Source organism: Bacteroides sp. MSK.18.37 (genome assembly GCF_019129155.2).
GTDB lineage: Bacteria > Bacteroidota > Bacteroidia > Bacteroidales > Bacteroidaceae > Bacteroides > Bacteroides ovatus.
The window spans coordinates 146,298-171,097 of sequence record NZ_JAHOIB020000001.1 but is presented as its reverse complement, the minus strand read 5'-3'; the positions used below and the strand labels follow the sequence as shown (position 1 = coordinate 171,097).

General features: G+C 46.9%; 33 protein-coding genes and 1 pseudogene. 19 read left to right on the top strand and 15 right to left on the bottom strand.

Going from position 1 to position 24,800, the window contains the following annotated elements:
• Positions 1-187: 187 nt before the first annotated feature.
• From KSX81_RS00665 to KSX81_RS00655, 3 genes are all read right to left on the bottom strand, one after another.
• Complete coding sequence (locus tag KSX81_RS00665) at positions 188-1,594, bottom strand: OmpA family protein (RefSeq protein ID WP_004319956.1); 1,407 nt, start codon at positions 1,592-1,594, stop codon at positions 188-190.
• Positions 1,595-1,648: 54 nt separating this feature from the next.
• On the bottom strand, positions 1,649-3,100 hold the full coding sequence (gene mobV / locus KSX81_RS00660; RefSeq protein ID WP_060451181.1) for a MobV family relaxase: 1,452 nt from the start codon (positions 3,098-3,100) through the stop codon (positions 1,649-1,651).
• A gap of 209 nt (positions 3,101-3,309) precedes the next feature.
• A complete protein-coding gene (locus KSX81_RS00655; protein WP_149923756.1) occupies positions 3,310-4,194 on the bottom strand; it encodes a hypothetical protein in 885 nt (294 codons plus the stop codon).
• A 226-nt stretch (positions 4,195-4,420) separates the two neighbouring features.
• Here KSX81_RS00655 and KSX81_RS00650 point away from each other — a divergent pair, with 226 nt between their 5' ends.
• The gene (locus tag KSX81_RS00650; RefSeq protein ID WP_004319951.1) at positions 4,421-4,786 is read left to right on the top strand and encodes a hypothetical protein; all 366 of its coding nucleotides are present in this window, start codon (positions 4,421-4,423) and stop codon (positions 4,784-4,786) included.
• Here KSX81_RS00650 and KSX81_RS00645 read toward each other — a convergent pair.
• Genes KSX81_RS00645 through KSX81_RS00635 form a run of 3 tightly spaced genes read right to left on the bottom strand, consistent with a single transcriptional unit; the run spans position 4,758 to position 6,833 of the window.
• Positions 4,758-5,240 carry a hypothetical protein gene (locus tag KSX81_RS00645; RefSeq protein WP_225449529.1) on the bottom strand — a complete coding sequence of 161 codons (483 nt, stop codon included), beginning with the start codon at positions 5,238-5,240 and terminating at the stop codon, positions 4,758-4,760. The two genes, KSX81_RS00650 and KSX81_RS00645, sit on opposite strands and share 29 nt — an antisense overlap.
• 9 nt (positions 5,241-5,249) lie before the next feature.
• Positions 5,250-5,696: a hypothetical protein gene (locus KSX81_RS00640; protein WP_004319947.1), complete on the bottom strand. Its 447-nt coding sequence runs from the start codon at positions 5,694-5,696 to the stop codon at positions 5,250-5,252.
• Between the two features lie 24 nt (positions 5,697-5,720).
• The gene (locus KSX81_RS00635) at positions 5,721-6,833 is read right to left on the bottom strand and encodes a hypothetical protein (protein ID WP_149923754.1); all 1,113 of its coding nucleotides are present in this window, start codon (positions 6,831-6,833) and stop codon (positions 5,721-5,723) included.
• A 254-nt stretch (positions 6,834-7,087) separates the two neighbouring features.
• Here KSX81_RS00635 and KSX81_RS00630 point away from each other — a divergent pair, with 254 nt between their 5' ends.
• From KSX81_RS00630 to KSX81_RS00580, 11 genes are all read left to right on the top strand, one after another.
• Positions 7,088-7,717, top strand: coding sequence for a recombinase family protein (locus KSX81_RS00630; RefSeq protein WP_004319940.1), 630 nt, complete (start codon positions 7,088-7,090; stop codon positions 7,715-7,717).
• 3 nt (positions 7,718-7,720) lie between these two features.
• The gene (locus tag KSX81_RS00625; protein WP_149923752.1) at positions 7,721-8,266 is read left to right on the top strand and encodes a hypothetical protein; all 546 of its coding nucleotides are present in this window, start codon (positions 7,721-7,723) and stop codon (positions 8,264-8,266) included.
• Positions 8,267-8,269: 3 nt separating this feature from the next.
• Positions 8,270-8,569 (top strand): thioredoxin, encoded by a 300-nt coding sequence (gene trxA, locus KSX81_RS00620; RefSeq protein ID WP_004319936.1) that lies wholly within the window; start codon positions 8,270-8,272, stop codon positions 8,567-8,569.
• A gap of 10 nt (positions 8,570-8,579) precedes the next feature.
• A complete protein-coding gene (locus KSX81_RS00615) occupies positions 8,580-9,152 on the top strand; it encodes a DUF6155 family protein (RefSeq protein ID WP_044917833.1) in 573 nt (190 codons plus the stop codon).
• 17 nt (positions 9,153-9,169) lie between these two features.
• Complete coding sequence (locus tag KSX81_RS00610) at positions 9,170-9,415, top strand: hypothetical protein (protein WP_004319932.1); 246 nt, start codon at positions 9,170-9,172, stop codon at positions 9,413-9,415.
• Positions 9,416-9,598: 183 nt separating this feature from the next.
• The gene (locus KSX81_RS00605; protein WP_004319930.1) at positions 9,599-10,036 is read left to right on the top strand and encodes a DUF4186 domain-containing protein; all 438 of its coding nucleotides are present in this window, start codon (positions 9,599-9,601) and stop codon (positions 10,034-10,036) included.
• Positions 10,033-10,239 (top strand): hypothetical protein, encoded by a 207-nt coding sequence (locus KSX81_RS00600; RefSeq protein ID WP_072067344.1) that lies wholly within the window; start codon positions 10,033-10,035, stop codon positions 10,237-10,239. Before KSX81_RS00605 ends, KSX81_RS00600 begins: the two co-directional genes overlap by 4 nt.
• Positions 10,240-10,248: 9 nt before the next feature.
• Positions 10,249-10,482 carry a hypothetical protein gene (locus KSX81_RS00595; protein WP_060451178.1) on the top strand — a complete coding sequence of 78 codons (234 nt, stop codon included), beginning with the start codon at positions 10,249-10,251 and terminating at the stop codon, positions 10,480-10,482.
• 12 nt (positions 10,483-10,494) lie between these two features.
• A complete protein-coding gene (locus KSX81_RS00590) occupies positions 10,495-11,061 on the top strand; it encodes a flavin reductase family protein (protein ID WP_004319925.1) in 567 nt (188 codons plus the stop codon).
• Positions 11,058-11,813 carry an MBL fold metallo-hydrolase gene (locus tag KSX81_RS00585; RefSeq protein WP_004319924.1) on the top strand — a complete coding sequence of 252 codons (756 nt, stop codon included), beginning with the start codon at positions 11,058-11,060 and terminating at the stop codon, positions 11,811-11,813. Before KSX81_RS00590 ends, KSX81_RS00585 begins: the two co-directional genes overlap by 4 nt.
• Before the next feature lie 16 nt (positions 11,814-11,829).
• Positions 11,830-12,009: a transcriptional regulator gene (locus KSX81_RS00580; protein ID WP_004319923.1), complete on the top strand. Its 180-nt coding sequence runs from the start codon at positions 11,830-11,832 to the stop codon at positions 12,007-12,009.
• 301 nt (positions 12,010-12,310) lie between these two features.
• Here the strand turns inward: KSX81_RS00580 and KSX81_RS00575 are convergent.
• The 6 genes and pseudogenes from KSX81_RS00575 to KSX81_RS00550 all read right to left on the bottom strand — a co-directional run.
• Positions 12,311-12,676, bottom strand: a pseudogene (locus KSX81_RS00575) (SLOG family protein); the annotation flags it as partial.
• Positions 12,677-12,817: 141 nt separating this feature from the next.
• A complete protein-coding gene (locus tag KSX81_RS00570; protein WP_004319919.1) occupies positions 12,818-13,096 on the bottom strand; it encodes a hypothetical protein in 279 nt (92 codons plus the stop codon).
• Between the two features lie 7 nt (positions 13,097-13,103).
• Complete coding sequence (locus tag KSX81_RS00565) at positions 13,104-13,859, bottom strand: ParA family protein (RefSeq protein WP_004319917.1); 756 nt, start codon at positions 13,857-13,859, stop codon at positions 13,104-13,106.
• 119 nt (positions 13,860-13,978) lie between these two features.
• Positions 13,979-14,425, bottom strand: a complete 447-nt coding sequence (locus KSX81_RS00560) for a single-stranded DNA-binding protein (protein ID WP_004319915.1) — start codon at positions 14,423-14,425, stop codon at positions 13,979-13,981.
• Between the two features lie 52 nt (positions 14,426-14,477).
• Positions 14,478-14,708, bottom strand: coding sequence for a hypothetical protein (locus KSX81_RS00555; protein WP_004319914.1), 231 nt, complete (start codon positions 14,706-14,708; stop codon positions 14,478-14,480).
• Entirely contained in the window at positions 14,705-15,115 is a 411-nt protein-coding gene (locus tag KSX81_RS00550) for a hypothetical protein (protein ID WP_225683899.1), read from the bottom strand. Before KSX81_RS00550 ends, KSX81_RS00555 begins: the two co-directional genes overlap by 4 nt.
• 1,183 nt (positions 15,116-16,298) lie before the next feature.
• Between KSX81_RS00550 and KSX81_RS00545 the strand changes: the two genes are divergently transcribed.
• Both KSX81_RS00545 and KSX81_RS00540 read left to right on the top strand, forming a co-directional pair.
• Complete coding sequence (locus KSX81_RS00545; protein ID WP_225449525.1) at positions 16,299-16,487, top strand: hypothetical protein; 189 nt, start codon at positions 16,299-16,301, stop codon at positions 16,485-16,487.
• A 53-nt stretch (positions 16,488-16,540) separates the two neighbouring features.
• A complete protein-coding gene (locus KSX81_RS00540; RefSeq protein ID WP_165601820.1) occupies positions 16,541-16,687 on the top strand; it encodes a hypothetical protein in 147 nt (48 codons plus the stop codon).
• Between the two features lie 132 nt (positions 16,688-16,819).
• Here the strand turns inward: KSX81_RS00540 and KSX81_RS00535 are convergent, their stop codons facing one another.
• Positions 16,820-17,206 (bottom strand): single-stranded DNA-binding protein, encoded by a 387-nt coding sequence (locus KSX81_RS00535; RefSeq protein ID WP_004319910.1) that lies wholly within the window; start codon positions 17,204-17,206, stop codon positions 16,820-16,822.
• A 418-nt stretch (positions 17,207-17,624) separates the two neighbouring features.
• Between KSX81_RS00535 and KSX81_RS00530 the strand changes: the two genes are divergently transcribed.
• Complete coding sequence (locus tag KSX81_RS00530; RefSeq protein ID WP_165861582.1) at positions 17,625-17,783, top strand: hypothetical protein; 159 nt, start codon at positions 17,625-17,627, stop codon at positions 17,781-17,783.
• 263 nt (positions 17,784-18,046) lie between these two features.
• On the opposite strand, the gene KSX81_RS00525 is transcribed toward KSX81_RS00530, so the two are convergent.
• Positions 18,047-18,229, bottom strand: coding sequence for a hypothetical protein (locus tag KSX81_RS00525; RefSeq protein WP_004319908.1), 183 nt, complete (start codon positions 18,227-18,229; stop codon positions 18,047-18,049).
• Positions 18,230-18,244: 15 nt separating this feature from the next.
• Entirely contained in the window at positions 18,245-18,829 is a 585-nt protein-coding gene (locus tag KSX81_RS00520; RefSeq protein ID WP_195590810.1) for a hypothetical protein, read from the bottom strand.
• Positions 18,830-18,893: 64 nt separating this feature from the next.
• On the opposite strand from KSX81_RS00520, the gene KSX81_RS00515 reads away from it, so the two are divergent.
• From KSX81_RS00515 to brxC, 4 genes are all read left to right on the top strand, one after another.
• Entirely contained in the window at positions 18,894-19,214 is a 321-nt protein-coding gene (locus tag KSX81_RS00515) for a hypothetical protein (protein ID WP_004319902.1), read from the top strand.
• Between the two features lie 736 nt (positions 19,215-19,950).
• Positions 19,951-20,580: a BrxA family protein gene (locus tag KSX81_RS00510; protein ID WP_004319900.1), complete on the top strand. Its 630-nt coding sequence runs from the start codon at positions 19,951-19,953 to the stop codon at positions 20,578-20,580.
• Entirely contained in the window at positions 20,577-21,188 is a 612-nt protein-coding gene (locus KSX81_RS00505; protein ID WP_004319898.1) for a BREX protein BrxB domain-containing protein, read from the top strand. The genes KSX81_RS00510 and KSX81_RS00505 overlap by 4 nt, the downstream gene beginning before the upstream one ends.
• A gap of 3 nt (positions 21,189-21,191) precedes the next feature.
• Complete coding sequence (gene brxC / locus KSX81_RS00500; protein ID WP_217725669.1) at positions 21,192-24,800, top strand: BREX system P-loop protein BrxC; 3,609 nt, start codon at positions 21,192-21,194, stop codon at positions 24,798-24,800.

The window sequence follows — 24,800 nt, the reverse complement described above, 5'->3', positions numbered from 1 at the left end:
ACTTGACCATTCGCCCGGGCAGTAACTTTGCAAAGAAAAATGGGCATCGGCAAGTGGACCTGATAAAGCGAATAGAAAAAAATGTATATAAAAGGGAGAGAGCTTATCCGTCACGGACAAGCCCCCTCGCTTAAAATTTATCAATGAAAAAAAGTTTTAGTGCTCTTGTTCGGAGCTGTATGTCTGGCTATAGATACAACATAATTCTGGTATGGCGGTTCGCCTCATTGGGCGAGTAATCGTCAATGCCGCCATCGAAAATCTGAGAGATGGTGCCACTTTCCATACCACGTTTCATCAGTTCCTCTGCAATGAATCTGGCACGGGAACGGCTGAGGTTATCATTGATGGCTTCACTGCCTGTGGCACTGTCGGCAGCGCCGATGACCTTAACTTTCAAGCCATATTTCTTGGCGATGCGTGCTACTTCGTCGAGATTGACGAGCTGCGACCTGTTGAGCAACCTGTCAGTGCCAAGTTCAAAGAAGAAATAGATGGGCGCACCTATGCAAGCCTTTCCTGAGTGGATGAGCGATAGGTAATCGTCTTCCGGCTCACCTTCAGCATTGCCATATTCTTCTGTACAAGAGGCGGACTCCATGACCTTTGTCTTTTGACCATTACCATACTTGTCTCTCATTCTTGCACGCAGCGAGTTGAGACCGCTGTAGTCGTTTCGAGGATAACCGTTTGTGACGGAGGAAGTGGCATCGTCAGAAAAGAGGTGGCCGTATTTGTCCAGAAGTCCCTCGATTGCAAGAATCTTACGCAGCTGTTCCAGAGTCTGACAGTCTCGATCGTGCTGGGCGTGATAGCGGCTGTTGCTGTCAGAAAGGGATGCGGCGTAGGCGGAAAGCCATTCGTTCTGTGCGATGTACGGACGAGCGTCTATCACTCGCTTCCAGCCAGTCTTGCCAATGCGGACAGAGAGGCCGAGGGATGCGGACAGCAGATGGTCGCCAAGGCGGTGTGCCTTGCCATAGCCGTCAAAATCCTGCATGGTGGTCATGTTGCCTATCTCTGCCGTAACAGCAATGCGTGGGGAGAGATGATACAGCCCCTGTATGCCGTAGGAAATGGTAAAGGGCTTGTGGGCATTCACCTTGTTGTGCAGCATACCCACGCCCACGTATGGAATGACACACCATCGGGCAAGGGTGTGTACATCGTCCTTGTAGAGGTTGCCGAGGACATTCCACATGAAATCAGCACGAAGGTACTGGTAGTCCTGCGAGGAGTTGTTGCAGTCGTTGAACTGCATACCGCCATAGTTCAGACGACCGCCGACGGAAGGTGTGAACCATTTGCCGATCGACACGGAGAATGCCGGTTTCATGCGACCGAATAGGTCGTTGCATCCGAGCGGTTTGCCGAGGAAGACCGTAGTTCCTCCTGCCGCTTGGACAAACCAGTTGTCCGTCCACGGCGAAGCGACCAATGCCCCTTTCATGTAGGAAGGTTTAAGCGGACGAAGCATACCGTCTGCCGAAAGTCTGCGTACAACGGTGGTGGTGTCCGCCGTGCGGTGATAGTCTTTGGCTTGTACGCCCAATGACAGGGCTAAGCCAAGGGATAGAATAAGTATTTTTCTCATGTTGTTCAATTTAATCTGGTGAATACTATAACAGGTGATACGTGACAGTGCCGCTTATCGTTTCTTCTTTTTGCCGGAAGAGGGGCGCATCATGCGTGCAGCCTTCATCATGCATCGGCGTGCCCAAGCGCGTTCATCCTCGTCATCGTCACGTCCCCATTTGAGGTCGGACGAACTGCCGCCACCGCCATGACCTTCGGCAAAGGTGGTGGCATCATCGACGTAGCCGAGGAATAGAAGCGTGGCACAGTACATCACCTCCGTTCCATTCTCTGCAAAGGCCTGAAGCAGGGAATCGTCAAACACGTCCTTGCCCTCATTGGAAAGCCGTGCCACACGTTCGGAGAACTCGCTGACCATGTTTTCGAGAAGGGCATTTCTGAGAACGGTGTCCGCACCTTGTCGGATAGTATCGGAATATCTGTGTGCCTCCTGCCGCAACTCCTCCGTGCGCTCTTTCATGGCGGTCATCTCCTCACGCAGGGCATCGAGCTTGCGGTCAGCCTCTGAGAGCTTTTCCTTCTTGTCGTCCAGTTTCGACTGGATAGCGGACAGTTCCTGCTCCAGCTCTTGGACTTGCTGACGGAGAGCATCAGGATTGTCGTGACCCGCAAGAATCTGCCGATGCAATTCAGCAAGTGCCGCCTCCTTCTCAGCCTTCTCCTGCAAGAGGTTGTTGACCATTGAGGTGAGTCCTTTTACTCTCCGCTCTGCCAGACGGATGTCCGACTGGAGCGAGGCGAGTGTCCGCTGATGGGCGGCGACGGACTGCTCAATGGTGGTGCACTGTTCTGACAGCTGGCGGCGGTACTCTTCGGTGGTGCGGTGGCGTGCTCCCGTCTCTGAAACAGAAGTCCCGCGCTCCATGCCCCAACGCTTGTTGACCTCGGCGAACTCGCTGTGCAGGGCTTTCATCCTGGCAGAAAACTCGTACTTGTCCTTTCCGGCAAATATCTGCTTGTACGCAAACTTGCCGTCCTTGATTGGCAAGAGGGTGCAGTGGACGTGCGGATTGGTTTCGTCCAAGTGTACGATGAAAGCGACGATGTTCTCCTCACCGTATTTGTCCGCAACAAAGCGGTAAACATCCTTTGCCCATTCCTCAATGTCCTTGCATCGGGTAAGATGCGAATTGTCCGCTCCATGAGTCAGATCCACCTTCTGGTCACCAAATGCCAGTTCCGTCATACGCTCACGAGAGCCTCCGAAGATGAAATTGACCACAGTGCGGAAGCGCGGCTCTGCCAGTCCCTCGTTGGGGTCTTTGATTCCACGGCTCCGCAGGATGTCAGCCATGCGCTCCGGGATGCTTCGGCTCTTGTCAATGGGATAGACCTTGCCGCCCCGAATCTCGAAGTTGAGCCGCTCACGGCTGCGGTCGTAGTTGCCTGTCGCTTCAGCGGATCCCCAACCCTTTTCCGTCCAACGGCGTTGGTGCTCGTTGCTCTGTGCTGTGGTGATTCCCTTAGATGGTCGGAAATCCATAACCTGTTTTGGTGTTGCCATAACCAATTTCCTTTTATGTGTGTACAACTCTCCTGTCCCCAGCTTGCTGCTTGTAAGGACAGCCTCCCGATGGTCGGAGACCAAGAGGGGTATTAGGCTACCCAAATTCCCTCATTTCCGACCAACGGGCAAGCCCGATTATTTTACAGCAATGGCAGACGTGTGAAGCACGGTGCCAGTAGAAAAGAAGAAGCGTTATACGATGATTATTAGAGGTCATTAGAGCCTATAGTAGGACAGGAAACCTCTTGGTTGGCTATAATGGCAAGGAAAGGTCGGCAGAGCGACTGGAACTGCGACTTGATGGCTGCGCTTTCCTGCTGCAAGGCTGGTGAGCTGCCATCCAATGCCAATTCTGATATTGCCTTTGCCGCCTCGATGAATGAGAGCCAGTCTCCTCCCAGGTCTTTGTAAAAGAAGGGAAGAAGGGAGATAGCGAGGGCGTTATCTGTTTCCTGCGAAAGCACCTGATGGAAGGTGGCTTCGCAGACAGCTGTGAGTGCAGTCATACAAAAGGCGTGTCCTACAGATTCGGGAATGTTGCTTCCGCATGGCACCTTGCCAATTGAATTGCCATTGTCGGCTTTCTGCAAGATAATGGCTACTTCCTCTGTAGCATCTTCGTAGAGTTGTTCACATTCCGAGGCGCAAGCCGATGCGGACATCTTGCCGCTTCGCCATTCGTCCAATGCGGTACGCATCTTCTGGCGGAACACATCCAAGGCTGCGTCAATCGGAGAAACGGCAGGTGTCTCAGCCAACATCGGGATGGTGATGATTTGGCTCTTCGTGAGACGGGTGACGGAAATCTGGTTCATCTTCTCCAACTGCTCGATGAAGGTGCGGACAGTGGCGCGGTGCCAATGCCAGCATCCTGCCAGTTCGGTAATGGTGATTACAAACTGCCCGTTGGACAGGCTGAACTCCTGCTTGCACAGATCCTTGGGGATGTACTGTACAGAAGCCTTGTCCACAAGGTCAAGGTAGGCTTCGAGCTTCGACAGCCTTATCCCGGACCTCTCTTTCAAGAACTCCAACAGGGACATCCGTTCAGACATCTTGCCGGAACTCGTTCTATGTTTCTGTTTCTTCATTTCAATAATCTGTTTGGTGAATACTGTTGTTTGTCGCCAGCTCCATTATACAAAAGGAACGGCATGATACAGGTGATACTTAATAGTAGTATATGATGAGCATTTCTGTGTCTTCGAGGAGCATCTTGCGGTCAGCCTTGTTCTTCCACAGCGATATGACTATGCGCGAGGGATAGAACAGTGATGCCAGAAGGACAAAGGAGATGGTGACAGCAAGCGTGAACAGATGAGGAGTGAAGACAAACACCACTGCCGCCAACGCGGCGATGCGGAATGGTGTCCGCTCCTCGTGCAGACGCTGCAGCCACCTCTCTACATCCATAAAGACAAAGAATATGGCAAACGCTATGGTGGAAGCCACTACGCCTATGTCGTTATAGTGTACACAGAGGTAGAGGAAGTGGAACACGTACAGCAGGATGAGCAGCATCAGCCGGTAGAGCTTCCTTGCTGTCACAAGCGCGGTCATGCGCAGATAGAACCGTGTCATAAACTGTCTGCGGCTTCTGTGCAGAATCATCGGCACAAAGAAGAACGCCGACATCAGGATGAGAAACAGTATCTTACTTGTCATAATATGTATAGCATGTGAATAATGGAAGTGGACTCAGGTCGGGCTGGACGACACCGTGTGTGGCAGTGGATATGATACGCTCCACATCCTCCAGTGTCAGTTCTCCCTTGATTATTCTCTGACGGAAAGCCCCGTCGGTTGTCCGAAGGCTCTTGATAGCCTGTTCCATGTCGTACTCGGCTATCTGCCACACTTGCCCTCTCGTGTAGGGGAAATGATGGTGGATGGCCTTGACCACAAGCACACGGCTGAGGATGTCGGTCATTCTGCCGTTCCTGACTATCGTGTGGTTGCGGACAGTGGCGATGCTCTCAATCTCCAGCCATGTGCGGTGACGGTCGAGAAGATGGATAATCTTCATGTAAAGCGTTTCCTTCATCAGATGGTCGGGAGTTTGCGGCATGACTTTAGCTTTGGTTGTGGACAACAGAATGGTGCGTTGTTGCGGTAGAACAGGACTGTCATCTGGCAAATGTAACTTTCAGATGAAGTCGAGCAGGACTTCCTCCTTGGGCTTCATGTATTTGAAGAATCCGTTCTTGCAGTGCAGGCTGAGGTCGAGGCATACATCTGCCGACATGTGCTCCAGCGAGTCATAGATGGTCACTTTTATCTGGCTGACCATGCCACGCTCATCGGTGGAGCCGTTGACCTTGAACATCCGTCCGAAAGAGGGGTTGGAATAGGCACAGCAGCTGTGCCCGAACTCCGTATGACGGCTTGGAATGTGGTGATAGAGGATTATCATTTCCATCTCGTCTTCGAGCATATCCATCACTTCCTCTATCGTGAAAGGGGTGTTCAACTGGAAAGTAAGAAGCACGTAATCGTCATACTTGACAGGCTTCTCCATCTTGCGCTTGTCCAGCAGTTCTGGCAACTGCAAAGGCACGACGGCAAGGAAATCATCGCAAAACTGTTCTAACATAATCGTATTCTCTGTTTGGGGTGTTTATAATCTTGTAACATAAATCTTCATCATGAGAATGGGCATATCTGACAGGCGTTGCTTGTCGAGGTGCAGCTTCTTGGCCAGGTTGTCCATCTCCTTAGGAAGCGCATCGGCTATCTTGTAGAGGTCTGCCTTGTCCTTGTCGGAGAGCACGCTCACGGAAAGGTCATCCATCGTCATGAACGGCTGCATCATCATCAGGAGGTAGGCGTGCATGGTGTGCTCGTCCTTTACCCTGCCACTTTTCAGATCCTCGATAGCTGCTTGTGCATTGCGCAGCAGACGGAGGTTGGTGCGCATGGAGAGATAAATCATGGCATCCTTGTGTGACAAATCCTTGCGGTCGGCGGCACGGAGTATCTCCCGACAGCATTGTTCGGTATTCCGTCTGATGTCACCGATGTCATCGTCAGCAAAATCCGGCAGGTATTGCAGGAAGGATTTGAAATACAAATGCTCTTCCTTGATGAAAGCGAGCAGGTCTTCCTTGCCGTGAATGCCTTGCTTGGCGGATTTTTGCAGGAACAGCAGGTAACGCTTCAGTACCGCCTGTTTACCACCTTTATTATATATAGGCAGGCTGTCCAAGGAAGCAAAGAACGGCTGTGCTTCCTTCACGGCTTGCTGTAGTTCCTCATCACCAACATGGGAAGAGGTCTGTTCTCTGAGATAGAGCAGGTCGTGAAAGGTGCGTTGCTTAGACATCGCCATACGGCACAGCTCGATGTGGATGGAGTCGTTCAACTCATGATATACCGTGAACGGGTATGAGTGGGCTTTCCTGACAGTGTCACGTGAGATGCACGATGTCACGGAATCGTCCAACACGCGCCATTCGTTGACAATCTTAACTAATGTCTGAATTGAGACCTTGTCGTTCTGTCGAAGAGTGGTCAGAAAGCCATGATACTCTCTGATGGCTTCATCGCTCGAATGGAACGACTTCGTGCCGTTTCCGTCTGAACATGCTGCCAGCATGACTACGGCAAACGCAGTGGCAATACAAATGGCAAGTCTGATACAGCCATGCGAGTTTGATTTTGCATTATGCAATATTTGCTTCATGCAATGGAGGTTGGTTTGTCCTCCGAAAAGTTGGGTTTCATATTTCATTGTTGTCATTATTTTGAGTCTGATTTTGAAATTGACGGTGCAAAGTTAATGCGTTTTAGCGATATATTTGCAAGAATGAAAGTAAGTTTAATCTTATTTGTGTATCATACTTGCGAGTATGATTTTCAATGAAATCAAGTGAAAAGAAAATGGCAAATTATCGTGTTTAAGTATGATTTTTCGTCCAAGTATGATTGTTTCTCGGAAAAATAGTGTACCTTTGCACTTGATTTCATTTAATAGCGTACAACAGTATGGCAAAAGTAGGTTACATCTTCATCGCCACCAATGGCGAAGAGTATGCAGAAGACAAGGCTTGGATGCAGCAATACGGCTGTGTACAGGTGATAGAAGAACTGTCCGAACACGAGAGGCTGCGCCCGATGTGGAAGCAGCTAATATCGAGTCTGGAGCGCGGCGACGAGCTGGTGGTGTCGAGATTCAGCAACGCACTGCGTGGCACCCGTGAACTGGCTACATTCATAGAATACTGCCGTGTGAAGGTGGTTCGCATCATCTCCATCCAAGACCGCATCGATACTTTTGACGAACTTTTTCCCGACACCAAGCCCTCACAGGTCATCCGTATGTTCGGGTCACTCTCTGAGGAGTGTGCCGTGCTGCGCAAGGCATCGGCACACATCATCCATCTGCAACAGAATATCCGGCCGCCCAAGAAGTCGGAAAGGGCACTGTCGAAGCTGGAGCGTGAGAAGAATATCGTGAACATGTACAACGAGGGGCACAGCATTGATGACATCTTCGCTATCAGTGGCTTCACAAGCCGAAGTTCCGTGTTCCGTATACTCAACAAGCATGGTGTGACGCTGAACCGTGGGCCGCACAGCGGACCATTGAAGAAAAGGAATAAAAGAGAGGAATAAGAAATGGAAGATATTAGAAAGGTTTTCACGATTCAATGGGTTGGTCCATTCGATACTTTTACGTCTTTGTCCGAGTATTTGAATGACCCAAATACTTGTGACTGTCATTTGTTCAGCTTTTATTATTGTTCGGGTAACAAAAAAGGTAAAGGGCATCCCATTAGCAAGGATGACTATCGGTATTTTGGCCTCCATCGCTCTGGAACACCAATACATACGAGAGTGGCTCCTTGGCACGAACATTTAAGAAACTTTCGAGAACCTTTTTCTTTATGGATTGGTAGTTTTAGCGATTCGACTCAACAGACTCCACAAAACGTTGAGGACGTTGAAACAGTTTTCATTTCGACATACAAGGATGTCCTTACAGAAAACACACAAAAGAAAAAGGCAACACCTAAAGAAAGCATCTGTATCATAAACCTTTGGTATAGGTCTAATGAGAAAAGATGGTTGAATAAGAAACGAGACATCAAGATCTTCGATGATGTGCTTATTTATGAGGCAGAAAGCATGACCTATTCCAAAGGTAATTTGTCAATAGTTTAAAATATGGAAACATTCAAAGACGTTATATCAGGCGACCAACTGGTCTTGGTCGATTTCTTCGCCACATGGTGCCAGCCATGCAAGATGATGCACCCCATCCTGAAGCAGGTGAAGGAAGTGTTGGGTGACAGAATACGCATCATCAAGGTGGATGTGGACAAGTATGGGGTGGCTGCAAGCCAGTATGGCATACAGTCTGTGCCCACATTGATGCTGTTCAGACACGGCGAAGTGTTGTGGAGGACGAGCGGTGTGATGCAGAAATCAGAGTTGCTGGCAACGATTGACCCGTTTTTAAGATAAAAGAGCAGAAATGTCAAAATCTAAATTAAAGTCTGTCCTCATGTCCATGGACAAGAGTGAGATAATAAAAATGGTATTGGAACTTTATTCTGCACGGAAAGAGGCAAAGGAATATCTTGACTTCTATGCAGAGCCGAATGAGGGTCAGAAGTTGGAAGAGTACAAGCACATCATACGAGAAGAGTTCTATCCGAGCAGAAACAGAGAGCCAAAGACACGCTTCTCAGTGTGCCGCAAGGCATTGTCCGACTTCAAGAAACTGAAGCCTTCGGAAGATTCTATAGCAGAATTGATGGTGTTCTATATGGAGAACGCCTGTCAGTTCACTTACGACTATGGAGACATGTGGGAGCAATTCTATGATTCTGTTGAGAGTAATTTCGACAAGACATTGCGCCACATCGTGCTATATGACCTTTGGGACAAGTATGATTCCCGAATCAAGCAATGCCTTCGTTGGGCAAGCCCTTGTGGATGGGGATTTCCTGACGCACTGAATGATATGTATGAGGAAATGAAGGCGCATAATGAGGAACTCCGAAAGAAATACAGGAATTTCAAGATGCCCATCAACGCTGATTAATAAACGAATATACTCAAATGGGGAAACCGAAGAAAAAACATAAGAAGGCGAAACAACTACCCTTAAGCAAAGAAGAGCAGATTTATCAAGCGGCAAGAGACCTTGCAGCTGAAATTGGCATATCCTATTCTGAGGCATTAGGGTTTACCTTGGGCATAAAGGACGTAACGTATGGTTGGGAAGACGACTATACGGAAGAAGAGTTTCAGGCACTGATTGACCATGCTGTGGGAGACACTGATTATGAGCACACCCTCTATTGAATCATCTACACGAGAGGAACGTTTGGATTACGTTCTGAATGAATGGAAATGCCTACACAACTGTGAGATATGCGGCAAATGCCATGTTCTGAAAGGCAGAAGTGAGGAAATGCTCTATGCCGACTATATTGACGGCAAGCGGTCATATATGGATATAACACTGGAAATAAGAAGTAACAGATAATGATGTCACAGAAATACATATATCCATCGTTGTTCCAGGAGGAGGATCCGCATGAGAGCATTCCTTCTGAGAAAACAGAGTACGACCTGACCAATCTCTTTGAGAGGCTGGCAAAGTCTGACTTTCGCAGCCGTTTCCATCTGTCCAAGAAAGACAGGGAGTATGTAATGGAAAAGGGATTGCCGACGATACGAAAACACGCAGAGGACTTTGTGGCAAAAAGACTTGCTCCGGCTGTCATACCGAACGACGGCAAACAGACTCCAATGCACGGGCATCCTGTTTTCCTGGCTCAACATGCCACTGGCTGTTGTTGCAGGGGATGCTTCTTCAAGTGGCATCACATCCCAGCAGGCAGGGCACTGACCAAGGAAGAACAGGAATATGCTGTTGCCGTATTGATGGCATGGATTGAAAAGCAGATGAATAAAGGATGAAGATAGAAGAAGCCATAGTATATGTGATGGTAAAGCGAAATGGCGGCATGACAACTGACCAGATTGCCGATGCCATCAATCGTCATGGGCTGCACCTGAGAAAGGACGGTCAGCCTGTGACAAGCAAGCAGGTGTATGCAACAATCTGCCGTTTCCCTGAAATGTTCACAAAAGAAGCTGGCAGAATCATGTTAATGATATGACGTAACGATATGACAATAGATACAACCAACATGTGCTCACACCTTCAGAAGAAGTTGTTTGAACCAGAAGGTGTGTATTATCCTATATGGCAAGCCATGCAGGATGATGAGACCTTGACGGCTGTGGTGCGAAGCAGGCAGCTGCACATATACAGGAATGGGAAGAAGATCCTCGTTCTGGCAGGCAAGGCACAACCGAAAGTAATACGAGAAGATAAGTTGAATGAATTGATAACACAATAAAAAGAAGTAAGAATGAAATCATTTGGACAAAAATCGTGGATGCTTCCACAGCCGGTACTGATTATCGGCACATACGACAAGAACGGCAAGCCCAATGCAATGAACGCTGCTTGGGGCGGTCAATGGGACGCAAAGGAGATTATGATTGCCATGGGCGCACATGCCACTACGGAGAACCTGAACAACTGCCCCGACTTCACCGTGGCATTTGCTACAAAGCAGACCATGGTGGCAGCAGATTTCGTAGGCATCGTATCTGCCAAGAACGATGCGGATAAGATGGCGAAGACAGGTTGGAACGTCGAGAAGGCAGAGAATATCAACGCTCCCGTCTTTACAGACTTCCCCATGACATTGGAATGTCGCATCAAAGAGAAAATCGATGAGTCACCAGAGGGTTATTATATCGTGGCAGAGATAGTAAACATTCTCGTAGATGAAAAGTATCTTGCCGAGAATGGCAAGCCAGATATGGAGAAGATGGAACTCATCGTGTTCGATCCCATACATCACGGCTACATTGAGCTTGGCAAGACAGTTGGTCACGCATTCTCAGACGGTAAGGCTTTGAAGGGATGATACTCAGATACATCTTCCATAGCGGCTTCTTGCTTGAAACGTCTCAATGCATCCTGGTATTTGACTACTGGATGGATCCTGCTGGTGTCATGAGTGTGTACATGAATACATGTAAACCTGTGTACGTGTTTTCAAGTCACTTCCATGAAGACCACTTCACAAAAGAAATCTTCAAGTGGAAGAATCGCATTCCCAATGTCACATACATTCTGTCAAAGGACATACTCAAACGAAGAAGAGCTCAGAAAGAGGATGCAGATGTTTGGATGGTAAAAGGAACAGTCTGGGAAGATGAGTATCTGAAAGTGACAGCAACAGGCAGTAACGATAGCGGTGTAAGCTGGATAGTAGAAACTGAAGGAAAAACTATCTTTCACGCAGGAGACCTATGCAACTGGTACGCACGCTTCCTCGCCGACAACACACCTGAAGGAGAGGTCTTCAGCGAAGAGTTCGGTCAATATATCAATCCTGTGGCGGAGGAAAAGCGATTCCTTGGTGAACTTAAAGACATTCGAAAGATAACTGATTCCTTTGACCTCGTGATGTTTCCTGTGGACGGACGCATCGGTAACGGCTATACGCTGGGAGGAAGGCAGTTTATTGAACGTTTCAAGGTTGGAATGTTTGTCCCGATGCACTTTGTCATGAGTGGATTTGAGAGTGTATGGCGCATGGAACCTTTCTGCAAAGAGAAGGAAGTTCCCTTTTGGTGTATCGAGCATGAAGGAGACAGCATAACAATTTCATAATCAAATCATCAAAACAATGGACGCAAAAGAAAAAGTATTGGCAACAATGAAGGAGGCTGGTCAGCCTCTCAACGCAGGTAAAATCGCAGAACTCAGCGGTCTCGACCGCAAAGAGGTTGATTCTGCAATGAAACAGTTGAAGGCAGAGGGTGCAATCGTCTCTCCTGTGCGTTGCAAATGGGCACCTGCAGAGTAAGGTTTATACTGCTGTCTTGAAATATAGGCAGCAGTATCTTTAGTTTTTATCAAAATGTTAAGGTGAGGAATCTGAATATCCTTGCCTACGGACATGAATATCCGCTGCATCTTTTTGGGGTAAGGTGCAGACGTGTGGCTGTCAGCGTATCTTGGATTAGAAACGCTTAGCGGTCACGGCGAAAGTCATTTCGTCTCTCTCCGCCGAACAAAGCTCTGAGCACATTGCCCAAAGCTCCGAACACGAAGCAGCAAACGATGATTGCAACAATATCGTCCATAAGCATTTTCTGTTTTATGGGTTATACACTATTATGAAGATTCACTATGTCCAAGCCCTGCTGCTTGGCTTCTCTGACGGTGTAGAATGTGCCGCCCTTGGGATTGCCATTGAAGTAGGCAATGAGCCGTGAACTGCGGTTGACCATGTAGTCGTTGCGCCTCAGAAGGCAGCCATTATAGTATCGCTCGCTCAATACGACCACGTCATCCACGATGCGTAGGATGGCATCATATTTGGCTTGCTCTTCCTTGCCCCACCTATCAGACTGACCACGGAACGGCACAACGGCTATCACCTGCAAGTCCTTCAACTCGCATTGCAACGAAAGGGCGGCTTCTGCCGCCAGCAGGTCAAATCCCATTGCCATGCCACAATAGAAATACCGAGTATAATAGTATAAAGTATTTACTAAGGGGATTATCGACTACGAATAGTAAAGTAGTACAATAGTATTTACTACGATTAGTTGAGTTCATAGAAGAGATAGCGGTATCATCGTCTGTCCGGCGATGATACCGCGCGGCACTCATGTGTCATGCCGCTTTAGGTATTCGGTCATTGCCTCATTGACAATATTACGCAAGGACATCCCTTTCTTGATGGCGAGGTACTTCATCTTCGTGTGGATGCTCTTGTTGATAAGGAAATTGCAATGCACCGGCACTTCTGTAGTCTCAGAAACAGACACTGGTGGGGCTTGTGTGTTTTCTGTGACTATCTGCTCTTTACTCGGCTTCTTGGTGGAAGAAAGGAGTCCGTTGAGACCGCCTTTCATTCCCTCTTTCAACATACTGCTCTTGCTCATGGCCATACTATTTTAGTTTCAACACTTCCTTTGCCAAAGACATGTAATCACTGGCACCATTGGACTTGGGATTATACTCAAAGATAGTCTTGCCGTTGATGGGGGCTTCTGCCAAAGCCACATTGTCACGGATGACGGTCTTGAAGACTTTCTCGTGAAAACTGTCATTGACGATTTCCCTCACGCTTCGGTTCAACGTCTTGCGGCGGTCGAACTGCGTGATGACAATGCCGCCCACTTTGAGGTTGGGATTAAGCCGCTCCTGAACGATGCGGATAATATCCATCAACTTTGCCATACCTCTCATGGCAAGGTATTGTGCTTGAACAGGGATGATGATGTAGTCTGCTGCGGTGAGGGCATTCAAGGTCAGCAAGCCCAATGATGGTGGGCAGTCGATGATGATGTAGTCGAAATGCTCTTTGGCGATGGCTTTGGTGATAAGTCCCTTCAAGATAAGTTCCCGTCCCGGCTCACTGATAAGCTCTGACTCAGCCGCTGAAAGGTCAAGACAAGAAGGAACAACCGTGATGCCATTGTGCAACTTGACCAACGGCAAGGTGTACTGTCCACACATTGCGCCATAGACTGTCTGTTCTTCCTCGATGGACAATCCCAAGGCTTCTGTGAGGTTAGCTTGTCCATCCATGTCAATAGCCAAGACGTGCTTCATACTCAGTTGCAGAGCTGCCGCAAGGTTTACTGCGGTCGTACTTTTCCCTACGCCTCCTTTGTGATTTAGAATTGCAATTATCTGTGTCATAACGCGATACTACTATTAGTGAATACTACTTTACTATTCTGCTACTGATAGTACATACTAACCATAGTAAAATAGGATTTACTACGATTAGTACGTACTACTCTTAGTCAATACAACCCTCAGAATGGAAGGTCTTCGCTCTTGTCCTGCGGTGCATCGGCTGGCGGTACGGGAGCCTCGCCCTCTGCCTTGGCTGCCTTACGTGCCTTTGTTGCTGGGGTGTCGGCGGCATCTGCATTTTGACCGTTGTCAAAAGCCTTCCCTGCATTGACAAAGGCGATGGAGTCAGCTATGATGCTATGCTGTATGTGGTTCTCTCCGTTGCGGTCTGTCCAAATGGAAGAAGTCAGTGTGCCTTCCACAAGCACCATACGACCCTTGGTGAGGTATTCAGCCAAGCGGATATGGTTCTCCTTGCTGCTCTTCACCCTTACCCAAGTGGTGATTTGCTTGCCCTTACTGTAGTCGTCCACTGCGATGTCAACAGCCATGAATGTTCCGTGTGTACCTGTGATGACGCGGCAATCCTTTGCTCCGATGCGTCCGATAGTGTGAGTGTAAATCATAATGTAAAAATGTTATAGTGGCAAGTTGGTTAGGCTTGCCGTTACCTTGTTATTAATATCCTTTCTTCGTCTGCCTTGTATTGGCGACAAAAGACTTGTTGCTGCCTGTGAGACTGATAGAGCCGCAATTAACAAACTCTCCGTCGGAATATACCCTGTACTTCTGTCCGCTTACCTCATGCTTCTGTTTGATGCGCTCTCGCATCCACTTCTTGGCTGCGGTCAATGAGCAAAAGGTCTCGCTCTCCTTGGTAGTCTCGTCATATACGATGCACTGGGTCATACATGCTCCTCCTTCATCCATGCACCTATACTCGACGTGACATAGTCCAACTGACCGCCAAATATGTCGCTTGGCTCTATGTCGTATTGTCCATCCCTCACTTCCTTGTCCTCTCCGAGAAGCGACAAGTTGCCGTCAGAATCCAAACGTGCCGCATCTATGACTATATCACGAGGCTCGTCAAAGAGATAACCTGCCACGATGGGCTGCTCTCCCTCGAAATGCACCTCAAAGCCTCCGTCCACCTCCGTGCCGTACTTGCGAAGAGCCGCTTTCAGCTCGTCCTGCTCCCGGTGCTGCAATGCCAGGAGTTGTCCGTGGATGGTGAGGTCTTTAAGTTCCGCCTCTCGTTGGGTGTGAGTCGCCTCGCCGGTCTTGCGGTCGATGTCGTACTTGTGGTAAACCACTGGGATATGGTCTGCCGATGTGACAAGCCATGTGATGTTGTTCACTGAGAAGCCCTGTCTGGTGAGGAACTCCTCGATGTCAGAGCCGATAAGATGGTCGGCTACGTCAAGATACTCGATGCGTGCGTCAGCATCATGCAGGATGATAATCTTCATTGCCTTTCAATTTTAGTGATACAAATAAGTTTGTCGCCCATGTCGCTGGACTTGGTTTAACTACGTTGAAGAAACTTACGCTCAGCATAGTGGATAAATTCCCTCTGCGTTCGCTTAACCGTTTCTTTCTTCCCTCCTTTCGAGACCTTTCAGCCTGTGGAGGGATATTTTCTGCTCCCAAAAGCCGCAAGAAAAGACATAAAGACAAATTATGTGTGAAGAATACTCTTTTCCGAGGAAAAGGAAGATTGTTCACAGTCACAAGACCTCAAGCAGAATTTGACGATTGTCTCAGACGCGGCTAACTTTGCAGGAAATATGCCTACCACTGCGCTGATTGGAAGAAGATTATTGATATTGGCTGCAAGAGGAATGATGTGTTATATATAAAGAGGTAAGAAGAAAGATTGAAACAGTAAGGGTGGGCTGTGAAGCGTTTGCAGGTCTGCTGTACCGGCATAAAGCGAGTGTGTTGGCTGACCGGGATGCAAGTCATCAAAACTTCTGCCTTGATAGCTTGTAGCACGGACAGACTATTCTCTCGCGTCGGTACTTCGGCATACTGTCAGCTTTGGCTAATAGCAACGTGTTGCCATCAGCCAAGGATGTCTGTATGACGACAGACCATGTAACGCTTCGCTAAGGTGTGGGGCGTAGCAGTATAATTAAGAGGTAGATAGTAACGTATATCAGGTAAGAAGAGACAGTTGCGTAACGGACAAATCGGGCACTCTTGTCAGCATGACAAATGTGCCTTGTCCTTGCCGCAGGACACTGAGGCAGATTGGACGTAGCAGACATGTCTGCCACATTCAATATGCCTGAGTGGACAAGAACTGGCTCTTGTATAGCAGAAGAAATATTGTAAAACAGTTGATTAGTGGTAAAAGTGGTATGGGTGGGCAGAATGGCATTACACGGTCATTGCCGAAGCCCGATAATGGGACAGCCAGACAGCAATAAAGGCAGTTATCAGAAGTGGCAGTTTCTGATAGTGCCATTGTAGGCACCTGTCACATGGGCATTCGTGCGGTGTCCGTACAGTAATGCCGTTCTGAAGGTGTGGGGCGAAGCGGTACAACGCATATGGACGGACACACCGATTATAGCAGAAGATATTTTGCAGTCAAAGAGAAGAAGAACAGTAAAGCAGGCGTGGGTGGGTAGTGAAGCTGGCGCCAAGATTGACGGTCTGAACATCAAGGCGAGTGGATAGCCAGTAAAGGACACAATTATCAGAAGCCTCGGCTTCGGCATCTTGTGGCATAGATGGCAGTCCTCTCGCGTTCAGACCTTGGCGTTCAGTCTTTCTTGGCTAATAGCGACCTTGTTGCCATCAGCCAGGAATGTCTATATGCCAACCATCTTGGTGACGCTTCGCAAATGGAGAGGGACGAAGTGGTTAGGGTAAAATGAAGACGGCATCGCCGATATAATCGATGACTGAACGAAGACTTTATCTGAGGAGATAAACGCTATAACAGCATATTGATATCCCTGAGCAAAACAAAAGCGACCCGAAGGTCGCCTTGTTATGGAGAGGAAAGGCTATTTCTTGCCTTTCTTGGTTGCTGGCTTGGCCGGCTCTTCCGCAGGAGTCTCCTCCTTGTCGGGACACTCGTAGAACTTGGTTGCAACCATGATGATTCTGGAGTGCTTCACGCCATCCTTGTCTGTCCATTCCTCTGGCTTGAAGAAACCCTCGACGGTGAGCAACGTGCCTTTTGTGAGCTTGTCGAATGATTCGGTGTGCTCGTTCTTGCGCCATGCTTCCATATTCATGAAAGCCGATACGCGGTTGGTTTCCTCGCCGTTCTTCTCCTGACGGCCTACTGCCAATGAGAAGCGTGCTACGCTGGCGTTTGCGAACTGACGGATTTCTGCATCCTTACCTACGAAACCTGAAACTGTGAAGTTGTTCTCGATCTTTTTCATTTTGAATTGAATTTAAAAGTGAAACTTAATTTTTACATGCATTCAAAAGCAGGGATGTGACACCATGTGGGAAGCACCATGAAAATCGTTCGCAATACTCTTTTTCTTGTTGGCGATGAACGACAGAGAGGAAGAAAAAGGAAGATTACGCACTATTTTATTGGTCACAGCGATAGCGGCCACACAAGAAGGAGGAAGTCCTTCGCAGCATCACGCTACCTTTGCATGGTAAAAATAAGTGGCTTTCAAATAACTCAATTCAGAAAAAGACGGGGCCAAACAATGGAACAAAGGTTGTAAGCAAGGAGGCAATCCGTATGCAACTGACAGAGGCACTGCTATGGCGGTATGCCTGGAGTAACGAAGCGGGAAATCCGACCTTACAGCTGTATCAGCAGAAGATGGAGGAGCATGAACAATGATGCACAATGAACGACAAGCCACAAAGGTGCAGCTTACCAACAGAGGCATCAAGCCAAAGGAGGATAGACATCAGAGGATTGGCGATAACACTCTCATCATGCCAAAGCCAAGTTCTGTGTCCGACAAGGAAGAGTTGCAAAAGACAGACGAGTAAAACCAAAAGGCGAAATAACCATTCCTATAACAAGGTAAAGAGACGCTTAAAACGGCGAAGGGACTTTGGCGACGTGTAGCTATACAGCTGTCGAAGCATAGCTTCTATAACAGGACTGGAGCAAGTGAGCAAACCGCACAACTTGCTCCTAAGATATTTCAGTTACAACAACCATAACCTCATTGGAGGATTGTCCTAAAAGAGTTTTTGCAGTCAAAGGAAGAAAGAGTCTGCAAGCACATAGCCAACAGACTCTCTCCTGATTATTCACAGATGACAACATCATCCTTGTACTCCGTCACTTCCTTGCCGTTGATGAGCTGGACAATGACCTCACAACCCAAGTCCTCGACAATCGTTCCCTCTGTCTGACCTCTTCGGGGATAAAGCAAGGTGCAGAAACACCCTACAACGCCGTCCAACTGCTCCATGTCTATCGTTGCCATATCCGTTCCTCCTTGTTAGCCGAATGTGATTGGATTGATGCAGAAGTTCGTGTCCTCTGCCTCATACTCGTATTCATTGATGAAGTCAATCATCTTCTGTTCGTTTCTTCCGTCCTGTGAGATACCTGTCTTTTCACACCACAACTTGATGGCATCACCAAAGGTGGAGTAAGCACCCTCACAATCCTCAAAGAGTTCTCCGTATGCAGTGACATAGCACTCTTCGGGGAAGAAGTCGTTCTCATCGTGCGTATAGAAGATGTCGCAACCTGGCTCAATCTCTCGCCAACTGATTGAAAGTTCGTCGCCAAGTGCCTTGTTCACCTCCTCAAAGAACAAGTCGCAGGAAGACCAAGCACTTTCGGTGTCAAAGGACAAGAGGGTATAATCGTCTTCCACGTTCTCCTCATACTCTGCCCAATAGATGTGTCCTCTCACCGAGATGCCTTTCTTCTCGTAGTCAATGCCATAGTGTTCTGCCAAGAGATACAGATACACATTCTTACTGTTCACCTCCAACTCTTGGAGTGTGTTCCAAAGGTCTGCCACGGCTTTGCGTGAGCCTGTCACCTTGTACTGAGTGTCGCAAATGTTAGCCATAAGATAATATTTTATTTTCTTCCCTTATGTAGAACCAACTACCATCGGGATTGATTAAAGAATTATGTTGCCCCAAAAGGTGTTATGGCTCATCAATGCAAGGTTTTGCCGTCAAATACTACCTCTGCCACAATCAGAGCGTGGAGATTTCACGGACAAACCACAGGCACCGACCTTGCAGGATGAACGCCATGACAGGTACCTTTGCAACACAATTCCTATCAAAGCCCGATGGGGTGGTACATGGCAGACAGCATGGTACAGCAGTATGACTGAACGTTACAAGTGGAGAAAAGGCTATAAGAGGTTTTTGCAGTCAAAGGAGAAAAGAGTCCACAAAGTGCAGTATCTACAGGACAAAAACACTTTAGTTTACCTTGGTTAGCTTTTATATATATGCTAACCTAAAGTAAACTGTATATATGTCTGTTTGAAGCTCGAAAACCGTACGGGTCAGCTTACGTCAGAAACAGAAGCACAGAACCATATAAGAGGTTCAAGAAGTCTTTCTTCCTTTGACTGCAAAATATTATCTTTGCACGAATCATAATGGTCCTGTAGGATTTAATATAATTTAACGCTCTTTGTTGAATGCAAGGAAGGAACAGCTTCAATATACTGAATATCAGTAGTATATCATTGTATTGACCCTTAATCTGTAGAAAAGGATGTTATCATACAAAGTAATGTCCATTTGTACTTTTTCTATATGGTTTTATACTTACATTTGCATATCATTTGTACCTTTCTAACAGTAACTAATTGATTATCAATATACTTTATATTTGAGGAAGTCAAATGATTCCGATAAGGAAACGAATAATAAACAATAAGCAAAAGCGTGCAGCTCAATGAGTTGCACGCTTTTTACGTTTAGGAGTCGGTGAGATTGAGATAATGTTTTTGGCATCCTTCCCAACAGCTATTTGGAATCAATGATCTAGTGAAGTGGGAAATACACTTATTGTGTTAAAAAAGGCGGCAAAATTTATGGTTCAACCGAGTAACTTCATTACATTTGCGTTATGTATGCAATTATGGCAGATTTGAATCGCATTAAAGTAGTTTTGGAGATTGATGTGCGAGAACTGATAAATAAATCGAAAGAATAAAAGAACAATATGGCAATGAAGATAAATAGCCCTTATACGGCTGCAATTACGGGTGGAGGTTTTTTACTTAATGAGACGCTTGCTCTGCTTCCTCTCTTGCAAAGTGAAGATCGAGAAGAACTTCTCAAAGATGAACGATTGAACAACCGTGTACTGATGATTAATGCTGAAACATCAAGAAAGAAGGCAATCCTAGAGATTAGTCGTCGTTATGATACGATGTCACCTGCTTTCTGGCAGGACTTTTTAGTGATGACTGCCGCAGAGCAGCCTATTGCTCTCTTTTTTGTGATGTTGAAGACGTACAAAATACTTTTTGATTTTCATGTAAACGTGACGATACGTCGTTGGAACAGCGTTGCTAAGTCTGTGAAGAGAGAAGATATCCTCATGGAATTTAATGAAATATCTGCTCGTGATGCATTTGTTGACTCGTGGAGTGAAGCTACGAAGGACAAAGTGATTAGTGCCTATTTATCTATTTTGCGAAAGATAGGAATTCTCGATAGAACTAACCAATTGCAAGTGCTTGATTGTACCAACTATCCATACTATTTGCAAATTGGCGAATCTTGGTTTTTGGAGGCTTGTTTGTTACAGCCTTATCAAATAGAAAAGATTAAAAACAGTTTGGCATGACGATAAAAGAACTGGATGATAAACTTAATAGTCCCGGATTTCAGGATACTGAGAACGGCGACTTATTCTATAATTTCTTCATCTACCAATATCCGGCAGAGAAGGAATATGATATCCGTAAGCAGATACAGGAGTTCAAACAAAACCTTATCCGTCCTACGAATTATGTGGATGTGCTCACGCTCGACTTGTTTGAAGAGTTCTGTAACTACCTCAATGGACAAAAGTTTCTCAAGTTCGACTCCATGCTGCAATATTTGCTCGAGAAAGAACAGGAGCAGCCCGATACGAGCGATAAGATATTCAGCACATTGGAGCGTCATGCCCATAGTGAGAAGTTCGTGAAATATCTGCATGAGCGGATCGTGGCGCATATCACGATTGATGATGAATATCGTCGTCCATACGTGTTTATGTATGGCATCGGCACCATGTATCCTTATCTTCGTGCCAATGAACTTTTGGCAAAGTACGAGGATTACAATGAGACCGGACGCTATAAAATCATTCTCTTTTATCCCGGACATCGGGAACAAAGTTCATTCAAACTCTTTGATACCTTAAATGACCATCATACTTATCGTGCAACCTTTTTAATAAACGAATAAACGATGCAACTACAAGATCTGTATATCAAATCCATTAATCGTCCGGTCAATCCGGCAGTTTCTGCTACCAAGTTCGATAAAGAGACCATTGATATTGAAATCAAGGAATACGTTTTTACCGATGAAATCCTCAATGGACTTTATCGCATTCTGAATGCTATCAAGAACAATAAACCTTACGACCATGTTGGTATTTGGATTGATGGCTACTACGGTTCGGGTAAATCTCACTTCTTAAAGTACCTCGACTACTGCATTACTCCCGAAACTCGCGATGTAGCTTTAGAACGTTTACTTGATGCTGTGAAAGAAATCGATCCTTTCGATGGTAAGCACAACCTTCAGTTTGAGTTTTCACAGGTTCAAGATATTGCTTCGTGGCTCAAGACTGCCACCATCGATACCTGTATCTTCAACCTCGAAACCTCCTACAATGCGGCTACCGACAAAAAGAAGGCTTTTTTGCAGGTGTTTTGGGATGAGTTTAACGGCAAACGTGGACTGAACAAGTTTAACCTCACCTTAGCACAGCTTTTGGAAAAACCGCTGATGGAGCGTGGGCTGTTGGAACAATTTAAGGAGGTGATTGCCGAGATGGGTGGCGATTGGAACAATCCCAGCGAGGCTGCCGATTTGGTGGATCAAGCCTTGGAGATGGTTGTAGATGCCGCTTGTGAACTCAATCCGCAGTTTGACCGCAACTCCCTTTACAACCATATCGACAAGCGCGACTATGCCATCAGTATCGACCGCTTCGGTATGGAACTGGCAGACTATATCAAAGACAAAGGCGAAGATTATCGCTTGATATTGCTTGCCGATGAGGTGAGCCAGTTTATCAATAAGGAACGCGACCGTTACTTGAATCTGCAAGAGATTATCACTAAACTTTCTGAAGCTTGCAACAATCAGGTGTGGGTGGCTTGTACAGCTCAGCAGGATCTCAGCGAGATTATGGATGACTGTAATATTGGTGAAGAAAAGGACAAGGAAGGAAAGATTAAAGGTCGTTTTGAAGTGAAAGTATCACTCAAAGGCACGCAGCCCGAAGTGATTACACAGAAGCGTATCTTGGAAAAGAAGCCGGAGGTGAAAACCGACTTAGCTGCCATGTACGAGCAGCAGCAAGGAGCCTTCAGTCTCCAGTTTAAGTTACCAAATGCGTATAAGAGCTACGATACGGAGACTGACTTTATCGACTTCTACCCCTTTGTTCCTTATCAGTTTAAGCTCATCATGCAGGTGTTCGACTCTTTCCTTGCTTTGGGGTATGTGGCTAAGGAGGTGAAAGGTAACGAACGAAGCATCATCAAGGTGATTCACGCTACGGCTAAGGCTCCCAACAATGCTCAGGCCGAAGTAGGTAAGTTCGTTTCGTTTGATGAACTTTACAACAATATGTTCGAGGAGGGTTTGCAGGCCCGTGGACAGAAGGCTGTGGATAATGCTATCCGCATTGCCCGTACCTATGCTGACCCGAAACTGGCGGTACGTGTAGCCAATGTCCTCTTTATGGTTTGCAACATTTCGCAAACTGATCAACTGGTTTTCCCGGCAACGCTCGACAATATCACCACGTTGCTGATTAACGATATGACCACGCCTCGCCTCAATCTGAAGAATGAGGTAGAAAAGGTGGTAGATTTCCTTTGCGACAACAACATCATCCGTCGTGAACAAGGCCGTCAGGGTGCGCCCGACTTCTTCTCGTTCTATAGCGAAGAGGAAATGAAGGTAGCCGAGCTGATTAAAAGTCAGACTGCTGATAACAACCTACAAGCCGGTGAGCTGAAAGAAATTTTCAACCGTTACTTGAAAGGATTGAAGAACAAGGAGCAATACAAAACTCGTTCGTTTGCCGTGGGAATGACCATCAATCAGCGTAACTACCTCAGTAATAACCCTGATGTGGTTGTGGAGTTTATGATGGATGACGACTATGATACACCCGAACAACTTGCTCTACAAAACCAGACCAATCGGTTGGTGTACTATGTGGGGCCACAGTTTCGTGCCAATGCTCGTTTGCGCAACAACTTCTATTGGTATTGCAAGGTGCAGAGCTATATGACCGCCAATCCTGCTACCAGCGACGAGAATGCTGCCGTGCGCGAAGAATTTAAAAAGCGTGCCAGTGAAGTGATGAGTGGCATTATTGAGAAAGAGTTCCAAAAGATTCTCGACACCTGTCCTCTAGTAAGTGGACTTTCTGTAATTGATGATGTAGAGTTGGGTAATAAAAAAGGGAATGACCGCTACTTGGCTGCTATAGAGAAACACCTTTCCGGCATCTATACCAAAGCTGGGTTGGTAGATTTACCGCAAATTCCCCGAAACAGTGATAGACTCAAGACGGCTATCCTTCGTCCCGTGAATCCGGGTGATTACGAGGGATTAAATGACTCGCTTACCGAAGCGGAACATGAGGTGGAAATTTACCTCAACAAGCAATACGAGGAGTTGAATGTGGGTGATGTGGTAGCCAAGTTCTCTAAAGCACCGTTCGGTTGGGATGGCATCTGTACCCTATATGTGGTGAACGAACTTGTGCGTCGGCATAAGCGTGACTATAGTTATAGCAACAATCCCAATGTGGAGGTGAATATTGTAGCAAACCGTTTGCTGAGCCAAACCAACAAGTTTACTATTCGTCCGGCTGTAACCATTTCGCCCGAGGTGATTAATGGTTTCATTGCCGCTTGGAAGAACATCTTTGGTGTGAGCGAATCTTTCTCCACTACCGATAGTACCCAGCTATTCCGTCTCAGTCGAGAGAAAGAGAATGTGCGAAGTGTGGAGAATGTAGTAGCACGCTACAAGCAGCACTACAAGGATAATGCCGCATACTCTTTCAGTGCGCCGCTCGACGAGATGGTGACCTTGCTCGAAGGTTGGCTTGCCGAGCGCGATCCGTTGAAGTATTTCCGTCGTGTGATTGACGAACAGCAGCAGGCGCGCACCCTCTTCGATACTTGTAAAGAAGTCGTGCAGTTTGTCCAAGACCAAATGGGTAATTATAAGGATGTGCTCCGCTTTGTACGCGATAATCGGGATAATTTTAGCTTCGTACCTATTGAGCTTCACGAGGCAGTTACGCAGTTGATAGGAATAGAGAATGCAGCATGGCCCATCGGCATACGTACTTATATGAAGCTTCGCAACACTCTTGCCGGGGCTATCGATGTTAAACGAACAGAACTTCGCAAACAAATTGCTGAAGAATATGCCAAAACGTATGCTCAGTTGGAGCAAGGCTGTAAGGAAAACGAGGTATCGACTTCTGTTCTCTCAGATCAAGAGGTCATAGTAAAACTCAAAACACAACCGGATAGCATTCCTGTGTTGCAGACCAACCTCGATACCAATGCATTCTTTGCAGAGCAAACAGCGAAGATATTGGCTGCAAAACCGAAGCCTAAACCTACGGTTGGTGATGACAAAAACAAGAAGGAAGAAATTCCTGCTAAGAAGTATCCTACACAGGTAGCTTTGAGTACTCGTACCACTTTACCTATTGGCTCAGAGGCTGATGTGGATAAGTATTTGGCACAACTCAAGAAGCAGCTAATGGCACATATTGACAAAGGCGAGACGGTAATGATTATCAAATAA